The sequence below is a fragment of the Mesorhizobium sp. LSJC280B00 genome (assembly GCF_000502835.1).
In the GTDB taxonomy this organism is placed as follows: Bacteria; Pseudomonadota; Alphaproteobacteria; order Rhizobiales; family Rhizobiaceae; genus Mesorhizobium.
The window spans coordinates 113,660-125,215 of the sequence record NZ_AYVL01000015.1; the positions used below are offsets into that span (position 1 = coordinate 113,660).

General features: G+C 64.9%; 14 protein-coding genes and 2 pseudogenes. 12 read left to right on the forward strand and 4 right to left on the reverse strand.

What is annotated here, in order from left to right; all coding sequences use genetic code 11:
• Positions 1 to 50: 50 nt before the first annotated feature.
• On the forward strand, positions 51 to 968 hold the full coding sequence (locus X773_RS60170; protein ID WP_023677973.1) for a peptidylprolyl isomerase: 918 nt from the start codon (positions 51 to 53) through the stop codon (positions 966 to 968).
• A 43-nt stretch (positions 969 to 1,011) separates the two neighbouring features.
• Here the strand turns inward: X773_RS60170 and X773_RS60175 are convergent, their stop codons facing one another.
• Positions 1,012 to 1,668 (reverse strand): TetR/AcrR family transcriptional regulator, encoded by a 657-nt coding sequence (locus X773_RS60175; RefSeq protein WP_023677974.1) that lies wholly within the window; start codon positions 1,666 to 1,668, stop codon positions 1,012 to 1,014.
• Positions 1,669 to 1,779: 111 nt separating this feature from the next.
• Between X773_RS60175 and X773_RS60180 the strand changes: the two genes are divergently transcribed.
• Entirely contained in the window at positions 1,780 to 2,016 is a 237-nt protein-coding gene (locus tag X773_RS60180) for a hypothetical protein (protein ID WP_023677975.1), read from the forward strand.
• Positions 2,017 to 2,019: 3 nt separating this feature from the next.
• On the opposite strand, the gene X773_RS60185 is transcribed toward X773_RS60180, so the two are convergent.
• On the reverse strand, positions 2,020 to 3,246 hold the full coding sequence (locus tag X773_RS60185; protein ID WP_023677976.1) for a caspase domain-containing protein: 1,227 nt from the start codon (positions 3,244 to 3,246) through the stop codon (positions 2,020 to 2,022).
• A gap of 179 nt (positions 3,247 to 3,425) precedes the next feature.
• Here X773_RS60185 and argJ point away from each other — a divergent pair, with 179 nt between their 5' ends.
• The 5 genes from argJ to X773_RS60210 all read left to right on the forward strand — a co-directional run bounded on the left by argJ (position 3,426) and on the right by X773_RS60210 (position 6,604).
• Positions 3,426 to 4,667, forward strand: a complete 1,242-nt coding sequence (argJ, locus tag X773_RS60190) for a bifunctional glutamate N-acetyltransferase/amino-acid acetyltransferase ArgJ (RefSeq protein ID WP_023677977.1) — start codon at positions 3,426 to 3,428, stop codon at positions 4,665 to 4,667.
• Positions 4,667 to 5,446: a GNAT family N-acetyltransferase gene (locus tag X773_RS60195; protein WP_031212044.1), complete on the forward strand. Its 780-nt coding sequence runs from the start codon at positions 4,667 to 4,669 to the stop codon at positions 5,444 to 5,446. Before argJ ends, X773_RS60195 begins: the two co-directional genes overlap by 1 nt.
• Positions 5,443 to 5,865 carry a (deoxy)nucleoside triphosphate pyrophosphohydrolase gene (locus X773_RS60200; protein WP_023677979.1) on the forward strand — a complete coding sequence of 141 codons (423 nt, stop codon included), beginning with the start codon at positions 5,443 to 5,445 and terminating at the stop codon, positions 5,863 to 5,865. Before X773_RS60195 ends, X773_RS60200 begins: the two co-directional genes overlap by 4 nt.
• 127 nt (positions 5,866 to 5,992) lie before the next feature.
• Positions 5,993 to 6,298 carry a hypothetical protein gene (locus X773_RS60205; RefSeq protein ID WP_023677980.1) on the forward strand — a complete coding sequence of 102 codons (306 nt, stop codon included), beginning with the start codon at positions 5,993 to 5,995 and terminating at the stop codon, positions 6,296 to 6,298.
• 126 nt (positions 6,299 to 6,424) lie between these two features.
• Positions 6,425 to 6,604, forward strand: coding sequence for a Flp family type IVb pilin (locus tag X773_RS60210; protein ID WP_023677981.1), 180 nt, complete (start codon positions 6,425 to 6,427; stop codon positions 6,602 to 6,604).
• A gap of 50 nt (positions 6,605 to 6,654) precedes the next feature.
• Here the strand turns inward: X773_RS60210 and X773_RS60215 are convergent.
• A pseudogene (locus X773_RS60215) lies at positions 6,655 to 7,538 on the reverse strand (methyltransferase domain-containing protein).
• A gap of 54 nt (positions 7,539 to 7,592) precedes the next feature.
• On the opposite strand from X773_RS60215, the gene X773_RS60220 reads away from it, so the two are divergent.
• The 4 genes from X773_RS60220 to X773_RS60235 are packed head-to-tail and all read left to right on the forward strand — an operon-like array spanning position 7,593 to position 9,998.
• A complete protein-coding gene (locus X773_RS60220; protein ID WP_023677982.1) occupies positions 7,593 to 8,393 on the forward strand; it encodes a ComF family protein in 801 nt (266 codons plus the stop codon).
• A gap of 37 nt (positions 8,394 to 8,430) precedes the next feature.
• Positions 8,431 to 8,700 (forward strand): glutaredoxin 3, encoded by a 270-nt coding sequence (gene grxC, locus X773_RS60225; RefSeq protein WP_023677983.1) that lies wholly within the window; start codon positions 8,431 to 8,433, stop codon positions 8,698 to 8,700.
• 9 nt (positions 8,701 to 8,709) lie between these two features.
• Positions 8,710 to 9,576: a carbon-nitrogen hydrolase family protein gene (locus tag X773_RS60230; protein ID WP_023677984.1), complete on the forward strand. Its 867-nt coding sequence runs from the start codon at positions 8,710 to 8,712 to the stop codon at positions 9,574 to 9,576.
• Positions 9,573 to 9,998 (forward strand): DUF1178 family protein, encoded by a 426-nt coding sequence (locus tag X773_RS60235; RefSeq protein WP_023677985.1) that lies wholly within the window; start codon positions 9,573 to 9,575, stop codon positions 9,996 to 9,998. Before X773_RS60230 ends, X773_RS60235 begins: the two co-directional genes overlap by 4 nt.
• A 113-nt stretch (positions 9,999 to 10,111) precedes the next feature.
• Here X773_RS60235 and X773_RS60240 read toward each other — a convergent pair whose 3' ends face one another.
• The gene (locus X773_RS60240) at positions 10,112 to 10,894 is read right to left on the reverse strand and encodes an SDR family NAD(P)-dependent oxidoreductase (protein WP_023677986.1); all 783 of its coding nucleotides are present in this window, start codon (positions 10,892 to 10,894) and stop codon (positions 10,112 to 10,114) included.
• Positions 10,895 to 11,075: 181 nt separating this feature from the next.
• On the opposite strand from X773_RS60240, the pseudogene X773_RS60245 reads away from it, so the two are divergent.
• A pseudogene (locus tag X773_RS60245) lies at positions 11,076 to 11,556 on the forward strand (helix-turn-helix domain-containing protein); the annotation flags it as partial.

Below are 11,556 nucleotides of genomic sequence, written 5' to 3' on the forward strand. Positions count from 1 at the left end.
TGGTCTGGAAGCCATTCCGCTCTAGCTACCCCGCTTTGGAGATAATCGTAATGTCAGTATTGTTCCGCCGCGCGTCGCTCGCCAGCCTTGGTCTGGCATTCGGGCTATCGGCCCTCTCGCTGTCGCCGCTGATGGCGCAGGAAGCCGCCCCTGCCCAGCCGGCAGCACCCGCCCCGGCGGCCAAGCCGGTCGATCCGAACGCCGTGGTCGCCACCATTAACGGCCAGACGCTGACCGAGGCAGACCTTGGGCTTGCCGAGGGCGAGCTGTCGCAGCAGTTCGCGCAGCTTCCGCCCGAGCAGCGCCGCGCTGCGGCGCTGTCGGCGGCGATCGAAATCCGCGTGATGGCGGCTCAGGCGGTGACCACCGGCCTCGACAAGGATCCCGACTTCCAGCGCCGCATGGCCTTCCTGCAGCAGCGCGCGCTGCATGGCGAAATGGTCGAGAAGGGCGTCGTCGACAAGGTTACCGATGCCGAGGTCCGCGCCCGCTACGACCAGGAAATCGCCAACACGCCGCCCACCAATGAGGTGCACGCCCGTCACATCCTCGTGAAGACGAAGGAAGAGGCAGACGCCATCATCAAGCAGCTCGACGGCGGCGCCGACTTCCAGAAGCTTGCCAACGAGCACACCAGCGATCCGAGCGGCAAGACCAGCGGTGGCGATCTCGGCTGGTTCGGACCTGGCCAGATGGTGCCGGAATTCGACAAGGCGGTGTTTGCGCTGGCGGTCGGCAAATATACCGACCAGCCGGTGCAGTCACAGTTCGGCTGGCACGTCATCAAGGTCGAGGACAAGCGCACCAAGCAGCCGCCGGCCTTCGACGAGGTCAAGGACCAGGCGCGCCAGGCGGTCATCCGCGACAAGTATTTCGCGCTGGTCAAGTCGCTGCGCGCCAACGCCAAGGTCGACATCCCCGATGCGAACCTGAAGAAGACGGTCGACGCGCTGGAAAGCGCCAAATAGGCCAGATTGGGCTATGACAGGGCGCGCTGCCGCCCTGTCGCTTCTATTTGGTAGGGCGAGCGATGATGCGTCGACGTCGCCGCCGGACCGCCGTGGCGTCGCCGGCATCGTCAGCGACTATGCCTTTCAAGACATAGCCGACCGTCCTGCGCAGCGTCGCTTCGTCCTCGTCCAGGCGGTTCGTCAGAAGATGCGTCCAGGCGAACGAGGCAATCAGGTCGGCGACGACAGTGGCATCGACATCGGCTGCCACCTCTCCCCTTGCCTTGGCGCGTTCGACCATCTGGCCGGTGTGGATGCGACGCCCTCTTGCGTATTCGGCGAGGGCGGCGGCGGCTTTTTCGTCCGACTGCGCCTCGGCAATCAGCGATCTGAACACGCTGCCCGACGATGTGTCGCGCCAATGCGCGAACAAGCTCTTCAGGAAGCCGACGAGATCCTCCGCAAGGTTCCCGGAATCGGGATTGTCGACGCGTTTTTGCCGCTGGTAAACGTCGAGCAGCAAGGCGGCCTTGCTTGGCCACCAGCGATAGATCGTCGGTTTTCCGGCACGTGCGCGGCGCGCCACCGCCTCGATCGAGAAGCCGGAATAGCCAGCTTCGACCAGTACCGCCTCGGCGGCATCGAGAATGGCATCGGCGCTTTCTGGGCTGCGCCGTGCGCCAGCCGACTTGCGCCCGGGATCGGTGATTTCGCCCATCTCTTCTTCCTTACCCGCGATTTCGCCAGCCATCATATATACAACTCTTGACGAAACGGAACGATCCGTTTTATATGTAACGGAACGTTCCGTAACGATAAGGAGAGTTTGATGAACTCGACCGCCTTGACCCGCTTTTCGCGCCTGCGCTTCGCCCTGCTGGTGCTGCTCGGCGTGTATCCGCTGATCACTGCCATTTTGTACGTGGTTTTTCCGCTGACGCAGGAATGGCAAATCTGGCAGCGCACGCTGGTCATCGCGCCGCTGATGGTCTCGATCATGATCTGGGGGCTGATTCCGGGCGTGCAGCGGGCGTTTCGCGGGTTCATCAACCCAGCGGTCCGCTGATGTTCATTCCAGCGCTTGCGACGTTTCCGAGGCAATGCGCCACGCGCCATCGGCCAGCACGAGTTCCAGCGTCACCCGCGCCTTGCCGGTCAGGCGCTGCGCCGATTTGTCCTTCGGCACATAGTCGTAGCGCATGGCGAAAACCACGTCGGCACGGTCCTGGCCGTGCGGCGTCACCTCAAGGCTGCCGGGTTCGAGACCGAACGACCACGATGCCCATTGCGCGAACCAGTCGGTCTTGACCTTGACGATCGCCTCGCTGTCGTAGCGCGTGCCGTAGATGATGGCCGACGAACCGTAGAGCCGCTTGACGGTTTCGTGCATTCTCCTGGCATCAGGCGCCAGATAGTCCTCGCGCAGAAACTGCTCGATGGCGCTCTTGTCGCCGACGGAGCGTTCGAGCGCAGCCACCTGCGAAGCGGGAGCCGGGCTGACAGCCGGTTTCGGTTGCTGGGCAATGTCTGCGCCCGGAACGAATTCGAAACGCTCGAGCAGCGACCCCTGCTCCCAGGGACGCTGCGCCTCGCGCGTTGCGGAAACGACGTCGCGGCGCACCGCGATCATCATGTCGTTGATGCTCTGTCCGGGCTCCGCCATATGCCGCAAAAGTGCGGCCGCAAAGGGCGAGTTGCGCCCCGTCCCGTCCATTGCCACGGCGCCGGGTGCCGTCGAGAAGGCGATGAACGAGCCGCGCGTCGACTCGAACTGGGCAAGGCCGGCGAGAGCCGTCGCCGAGCGCGTCGTGGCGCTGCGGCTGAGACTTCGGGCAAACGGGTTGTTGCGGCAGGCATCGAGGAAGACCAGGCTGACTTTGGCCTGCTGCTCCATGATGTCGAGAACCTCGTCGATCGGCACCGCCTCGAGCTGCAGCTTGACCGGCATGTCCAGCCTGGCGTCGACCGGCACGATGAAGTTGCGCCCGTCGACCTGCAGGCCGTGGCCGGCATAGTAGAACAGCCCGGCACCGGCACCTTGCAGCGCATCTGAGAATTCGCCGATCTTGCGTTCGAGCTCGCGCTTGCCGAGATCGTTGCCTTCGATCACCTCGAAACCGATGGCGCGCAGCTTGTCGGCGATGTCGAGCGCATCGTTGACGGGATTGGCCAGCGTGCCGGCTTCGGCGTAGCTGCCGTTGCCGACCACAAGCGCCACGCGCCGCGCCGTCTGAGCATCGGCGCACAGCAGCAAAAAGCCCAGAAACGCCAGTGCCAAGACCACAAGCCTGCCCATGGGGCAGGATCATAGCGCTATCGGTCGCAGCGACACCAACAAATTTGCAGCAGCCTGCTTGCTGCATGAGGCGGTGTCAGGCGTCCGGCACCCGTAACGGCTGTGAAACGCCTTGCGCCGGCGCGTGCTATCGGGCAAACCGGCGTTCATTTCGCGATTTTTCCCGCCCGGGGTCTTCCATGTCCACACAGGTTTCGCCGCTCGCGCCGAAGAAATATCCCAAGATGCCGGTGATCGAGGGCGTGCGCATCGCCACCGCCGAGGCCGGCATAAAATACAAGAACCGCACCGACTTGCTGGCCATGGTGTTCGACGCCGGCACCACCGTCGCCGGCGTGTTCACCAGGTCGAAATGCCCGTCGGCGCCAGTTGATTTCTGCCGGCAGAACCTCGTGGCTGGCAAAGCACGCGTGCTGGTCGTCAATTCCGGCAATGCCAATGCCTTCACCGGCCAGAAGGGCCGCGCCTCGACGGCACTCACGGGCGAGGTGGCGGCGAAGGCGGCCGGCTGCACAGCGGGCGAGGTATTCCTGGCCTCGACCGGCGTGATCGGCGAACCGCTCGACGCCGGCAAGTTCAGCCATCTGCTGGCCGGGCTGGTCAAGGACGGCAAGCCGGACTTGTGGACCGAAGCCGCCAAGGCGATCATGACCACCGACACCTATCCCAAACTGGCGACCGCGACGGTCAAGCTCGGCGATGCCGACGTCACCATCAACGGTATCGCCAAGGGCGCCGGGATGATCGCGCCCGACATGGCGACGATGCTTTCCTTCATCGCCACCGATGCGCCGATCGCAGCACCCGTGCTGCAGGACCTCCTGTCGCGCGGCACGGCCAAGACCTTCAACGCGGTTACCGTCGACAGTGACACCTCGACCAGCGACACGCTGCTGATGTTCGCCACGGGTGCTGCCGCCAGGCGCGGCGCGCCGGCAATTTCCGACCCCAAGGATGCGCGCCTCGGCGCCTTCCGCCGTGCCCTCCGCAAGGTGCTGAAATCGCTGGCACTGCAGGTGGTGCGCGACGGCGAGGGCGCCCGCAAGCAGGTCGAGGTCACCGTCACCGGGGCCAAATCGGCCCGCTCGGCCAAGCGCATCGCGCTGTCGATCGCCAATTCGCCGCTGGTCAAGACGGCAGTCGCCGGCGAGGACGCCAATTGGGGCCGCGTCGTCATGGCCGTCGGCAAGGCCGGCGAACCGGCCGACCGCGACCTTCTGTCGATCTGGTTCGGCGACAACCGCCTGGCCTATCAGGGCGAGCGCGATGCCGCCTATTCCGAGGAGGCGACTTCGGCGTATATGAAGCGCGACGAGATACGCATCCGCGCCGATATCGGCATCGGCCGCGGCAAGGCGACGGTGTGGACCTGCGATCTCACCAAGGAATATGTCGCCATAAACGGCGATTATCGGAGCTGATGGCGTTGGCTTCCAGACATCCGGCAAGCGTGTTGGCGATCGTGCGCCGCTATGAGGCGGCCGGCTTTCGCGCCTGGCCGGCGGCCGCCGTCCATTATGACGGCACCTGGGTGGTTCGGCTGACGGCCGGCCACCCGGCCAAGCGGCTGAACTCGGTCAATCCGCTCGATCCGGGCGACATCCAGCACATTGCCGAGCGCATCGGCCGTGCCAGCCGCCGCTTCGACGCCTATGGCAGGCCGCTGACCTTTCGCATCTCGCCGCTGTCGGGGCCGGATCTTTCGAAGTACCTCGACAGCGAAGGCTGGAGCATATTCGCGGAGTCGCTGGTCATGCGGCTGCCGCTGGCGGACGCCGCGCTCGACGACGCCATGGACCAGATTCCGTTGAAGGACATCAGCCGTTTCATCGGCGCGGCGCTCAAGGTGAGCGGCTCGGATGTGTCGCTGCGGCCGGGCCTGTCGGAGATCATCGGCGCCATCCAGCCGGAGGCCGGGCTGTTTGCGCTGGAGGCCGGCAGCGAACCGCTGGCAACGTTGATCTGCGTGCATGACGGCGACCTTGCCGGCCTGTTCGAGATCGCCACCGACAGGTCGGTGCGCAACCAGGGCCATGGCCGCCATCTCATCCGGTCGGCGCTGAAATGGGCGCGGCTGCGCGGGGCGCGGGAAGCCTGGCTGCAGGTCGAGGCGGACAACGCGCCGGCGCTGGCGCTCTACCGTTCGCTCGGATTCGACGAAGTCTATCGCTATCGCTATCGCCGGCCACCCGGCGCATGAGCGGCTTGGATACGATCGGCAAACGCCTGCTCCTGGTCGCGGCCTGCGCGCTGGTCGATGCCGACGGGCGCGTGCTTTTGGCGCAGCGGCCCGAAGGCAAGCAACTCGCCGGCCTGTGGGAGTTTCCGGGCGGCAAGGTCGAGCCCGGTGAGACGCCGGAACAATGCCTGATCCGCGAATTGTACGAGGAGATCGGCATCGAAACCGACATCCCTTGCCTGGCGCCACTCACCTTCGCCAGCCATTCCTACGATGATTTTCACCTGCTGATGCCGCTATTCGTCTGCCGTCGATTCCGCGGCATTGCCCAGCCGAAGGAAGGCCAGGTGCTGAAATGGGTGCGGCCGCGCCAGATGCGCGATTTTCCAATGCCGCCGGCCGATGCCCCGCTGATCCAGTTCCTCATCGATCTGCTGTAACGGCCGACCTGCCGTAAATCGGGCAGCGCTGCAACGCGCTGGCAGCAGCGTTAATGAAAGATTTATCTGACCGTGAAAAATTGACGCTAGGCGGTTACGCCGATTCCACCGCTGGGGAGCGATTTGCATGAGCCTTGAAAAGGACTGGGACTCGCCTTGGCCCGACCGCCTTCCTGGCGCCGCCAATGCCGGCATGGGAATATTGCGCATCGCCCTCTTGTTCGGCTCGGCCGCGGTGGCTCTGGCCTTGATCGCGACGCCCTACCTCGACAGCCGGACCCGCTCGCAGTTTGCCCGCGACGGGCTTGATACGATGAGCACCGGCTCGATCGGCCAGCGCGATAGCTATACGCTACGCAAGAGCGTGCTGCAGCCGCTGCCCAGTTCGGTCTGCGTTATACGGGCCGATGGCAGAAGCAGCGGCGACTGCTGACTCCTCAACAGATCTCTAGGATTCGGCTGTTTCCTAGAATGCAGCTGGTTCACCGCGCGTTAAGCCTGTCGCATTAACCTTTCTTAACGGGTCGGCGCTAGGTTCGGGCAAGAGGGATAGGCGCCCATGAAAATGTTGCTGCAACGATTTTTAGAAGACGAGAGGGGTGCGACGGCTATCGAATATGGTTTGATCGTCGCCGTTCTGTCGCTTGCCATTGTCGCTGGTATTGGCCAGGCTGCCGGCGCCATCCAGTGGTTGTTCAGCGACAACAGCAGCAAGCTTGCCAACGCTTTTGCACAGTGACCCGCTTAGCTTTTGCGTGGGATACGCTTAGCTTTTGCGCAAGGATCCGCTCAGGGGCCGCCGGGGTTTTCCAGGATTGTCTTCAGCGATATTTTTGCGGAGCCCGGCTTCAGCGGCTTTTGCTGAGAGGCATCGGGCGCCCAGCCTGACATCCAGACCACCGAGAAACTCGCCCTGACGCGGCCATCGGAATCCGAAAACCGCTCCGCATAGATTTCGGCGGCGCGCGCGAACAGCGCTCGCGTGCCCGGCCGCCTGCTGCGGTCGACAAGCGCGCTGGTCTCGCCCATGGCGCGCAGGTCGGCGACCAGGCCAAATAGCGAATCGTAGCGCACCGTGATCGTGTCGACGTCGGCAACCGGCAGTGCCAGGCCGGCGCGTTGCAGCAGCGCGCCGGCGTCGCGGACGTCGGTGAACGGGATCACACGCGGGCTGGCGCCGCCATAGAGCTCGGNTAGAGCTCGGTCTCGGCGGCAAGCAGGCTTTCGCGCAGTTCGGAGAGCGTGCCTGTGCCGGCGAAGGCGCCGAGGAAAAGCCCGTCCGGCTTTAGCGCCCGGCGGACCTGCACCAGCATGCCAGGAATGTCGTTCATCGCCTGCAGCGACAGCAGCGAGACTGCGAGGTCGAGGCTTTCCGGCTCGAATGGCACGGTTTCCAACGGTGCCAACAGTCCTGGCTGGCCACCCAGGAAAGCGGCGTCGGCCTCGACGCGCACGTTTTCCGTCACCTTGCCGCTTTCGGCGAGCACCTCTGCTGCTGCCGGCGTCTGGCAAAACAATGAGGCCGCCTTGCCGAACCTGCGTTCGACGGCGCCGAGCCGGTCGGCAAGATCCTCGGCCGCCCGCCGCATGAGGAAATCCGCGCCGGCGATGGGATGGGCCATTGCCCGGCGCTTGCGCGCCAGCCAGAGCGAGGTGTCAATTACAGGCTGCAATGGGCAGGTCCTTGTGCTTCGCTCTCTGATATAGTGATGCGGAGGACCAACCACGTGGCCGATCCCATGCCAGAGATCAAGCGTATTGCGATCAAGAGCATTGCCCGCAAGGCATTGGGCTGGCCAGCGCGCCTCTTGTTCCCGCCGGTCTGTGCCGGCTGCCGCCGCCATGTCTCGCAGCCCGGCGTGTTGTGCGGCGCCTGCTGGCCGAAACTCAGGCTGCTGGAACGGCCATGGTGCCCGGTGATGGGCACGCCGTTCACCCACAATATGGGTGAAGGGTTCCTTTCGGCGGAGGCGATAGCCGACCCGCCGCCGTTCGAGCGCGCGCGGGCGGCGGTCGCCTATTCCGGCGTTGCCCGCCAGATGGTGCAAGGGCTGAAATACCAGGACCGCACCGATCTGGCGCCGTGGATGGCGCGCTGGATGCTTCGCGCCGGTGCCGAGCTCATCGCCGAGGCCGACGTGGTCGTGCCGGTGCCGCTGCACTGGCGGCGTTTCTTCAGGCGGCAGTTCAACCAGTCGGCGGAACTGGCGCGGGCGGTGGCGCAGCTCGGGGAGCGGCCTTTCGCGCCCTCTGCCATCAGGCGCGTAAAACTCACGCGCCAGCAGGTCGGGCTTGAGCGGCGGGAACGCGAGGAAAATGTACGCGCCGCATTCAAAGTGCCGGATGAGGCGGAGATCGAAATCGCCGGCCGCCGGGTGCTGCTGATCGACGATGTCTACACCACCGGCGCCACCGTCCGCGCGGTCGCCAAGGCGTTGAAGAAGGGCGGTGCCGGCGCGGTCGACGTACTGACCTTCGCACGCGTGCTGCCGGGGGACTTTCGGGCCGACGAATCGGCGCCTATATAGCCTATATGACAGCGGAACGAGGCAGGGTTGCTGACCGATGGTCGATGTGACGATCTACACGCGGATGATGTGCGGCTATTGCACCGCGGCCAAGCGGCTGCTCGACAGGAAGGGTGTGACCTACACCGAGCACGACGCCTCCTTCTCGCCGGAGCTGCGCCAGGAGATGATCTCCCGGGCTCACGGCCGTTCCACCTTTCCGCAGATATTCATCGGCGACACGCATGTCGGCGGCTCCGACGATCTCCACGAATTGGAGGCGGAAGGACGGCTGGACGGATTGCTCGCCAACGGCTCGGCCAGATAGGACATGACGATGGGTGGTTTCAAGGCGGCGGCGATCCAGATGCGTTCGGGAACCAGCCCGGAGCGCAATGCGGTCGATCTGGAACGGCTGGTGCGCGAGGCGACAGGCCTTGGCGCGACCTATATCCAGACGCCGGAAATGACCGGCGCGCTGATCCGCGACAGCCAAGCGCGGGCCGCTTCCTTCACCTCCGAAGACAAGGACATCGTCGTCTCGACGTCGCGGCGGCTGGCCAAGGAACTCGGCATTTTCCTGCATATCGGCTCGACCGCCATTCTGCGCGCCGACGGCAAGCTTGCCAACCGTGCCCTTCTGTTCGGGCCGGACGGTGCCACCATTGCCACCTACGACAAGATCCACATGTTCGACGTCGATCTCGACAATGGCGAGAGCTGGCGCGAATCCGCCGCCTATGAGCCTGGCACCGAGGCTGTCGTCACCGAAATCGAGGGCGCGAAGCTGGGCTTTGCCGTCTGCTACGATCTGCGCTTTCCGCAGCTGTTCCGTGCCGAGGCGCTGGCCGGCGCCGATCTGCTTTCTGTGCCCGCCGCCTTCACCCGCCAGACCGGCGAAGCGCATTGGCACGTGCTGCTCAGGGCGCGTGCCATCGAGAACGGCGCCTATGTCGTTGCCGCCGCGCAAGGCGGCGTGCACGAGGACGGCCGCGAAACCTATGGCCATTCGCTGATCGTCGATCCCTGGGGCCGCGTCATCGCCGAGGCGGCGCATGACGAGCCGGCGGTGGTCGTCGCCGAGATCGACCCGGCGCAGTCAGTCGCTGCGCGCAAAAAGATACCGAATCTCAAAAACGCACGCGATTTTGCCGTAAACGCCGGTTCGGCGCAGGCGCCGCGTCTCAGGGGTGCCGCCTCTTGATCCGCTTTTCCCTGATCTGCGAACACGAGCACGAATTCGAAGCCTGGTTCCGCAGCAACGACGATTTCGACACCCAGAAGAAGCGCGGCTTCGTCGACTGCCCGACCTGCGGCTCGCACAGGGTCGACAAGGCGCTGATGGCGCCTGCCGTCTCCACCGGGCGCAAGCGCGAAAGCATCGCGCTGGCCATGGGCGAGGCGCAGAAGCAGGCGCTGGCGCAGCTCAAGGCCATGGCCGACAAGGTGCGCGAGAATGCCGACTATGTCGGCGACAAATTCGCCGAGGAAGCGCGCAAGATCCATTTCGGTGAAAGCGATCCGCGCGGCATCTATGGCGAGGCGACGCTGGACGAGGCCAAGAGCCTCGCCGAAGACGGCGTCGAGTTCATGCCTATTCCAAGTTTCCCCGACGACCGCAACTGATCCGTCAACTTGCTCCAGACATAGCGAGGCATCTCTCCGCCAGGCAGAGCCGTGAAGGTCGGGGCGGCGCCGAAGGGCGGCGATGCCGCCACCCCGCACAGGCGTCTACAGTTTCAGGCCGAGCAGCAAGGATGGGCCTCGCGGGTAATCGTCTCGCTCCGTCTTTCATGCCCGCCACTTGACGGACTTGCTTCCGCATAGGCTGCAAACTGGCGTTCAAGCGCCTTGACTGCACTGCTGCGCCAGCCCTCCGCCAGGGATTCCGACATGGGATCGGGGAAGATTTCCTCTTCGCCGTTCTCCACTCCGTCCAGGATCGCCCGCGCGACAGACTCCGGAGAGGCCTTCGCGATGTCCAGGCCCCGTGTCATGTCCGTGTCCACCGGGCCGGGAAGGACCCTGTGGACGCTGACACCCCGTCCGGCCAAAAGGGTGCGCAACGACTGCGACAGCGAGAACGAGGCTGCCTTCGAGATCGAGTAAGCCGGACTGAACGGCACGGCGGCAATCGAGGCCAGCGACAGAATGTTGACGATGGCTCCCCGCGACCGGGCCAGCAACGGCAGCAGAGCCTGGGTAACGTCGTACGAGCCGAAGAGGTTTACGGCGAGCTGTTGTTCGAGCACACGACGGTCGCTGAGGTCATCGAAGGGCGATACGCCGGCGTTGTTGATGAGAATATCGAGAGCATCGATCTTCTCGACCGCCTCCCGGATCTGCGCAGCGTTGGTCACATCCATGGTCAGGGACGTCACACGCCGGTCCGGATGGGCCATCGGTTGGCGGGTTGCGGCGAAGACGCGCTTTACGCCTCTGCTCAGGGCTTCCTCGACCAGTGCCCGACCGATGCCCCGATTGGCTCCAGTCACCAGGATGGTTGTACCTTCGATCTTCATTGCGTCTCTCCTAGTGCTTTATCGTTGCGTTCGAGCCCAGTGCACAGTCTAGCCGCGACTCAAGGTTGGCGCGCCGCAACTCAGGTTGGCTACAGTCGCCGTTGTCGATACGACTGGTTGGTGAGATGGACTTAGCGCCGGATGTCGAAGCCATGGGAGTGACAAGTGTGACGGGATTCCGATGGACTCGCTGATCACGGCCGCGGCGCATGCGCTTGCGGCGGGCGATCCGCTCGGCGCCTTGAAGCGGGTTGCGCTGCGCGACGATGCGCCGGCACTGGCGTTGCGCGGTATCGCGATGGCGCAGCTTGGCGACCTGGTTCGGGCGAAGGTTCTTCTCAAGCGGGCGGCGCGCGCATTCAGCCCGAGGGAGGCCGTGGCCCGCGCGCGGTGTATCGTCGCCGAGGCCGAGATCGCGCTCGTCTCGCGCGACCTTACCTGGCCGGCCAAGGCACTCGACGCCGCACGGGCGACGCTTGAAAAGCATGGCGACCGCGTCAACGCCGCGCATGCGCGCAACCTCGACGTTCGGCGCCTGCTGCTGATCGGCCATCTCGACGAAGCCGAGCGCAGGCTGGACGGCTTCGATCCCTCGCCGCTGCCGCCGGCATCGCGGGCCGCCCACGAGCTGGCTGTCGCCGGCATCGCCATCCGCCGCTTGC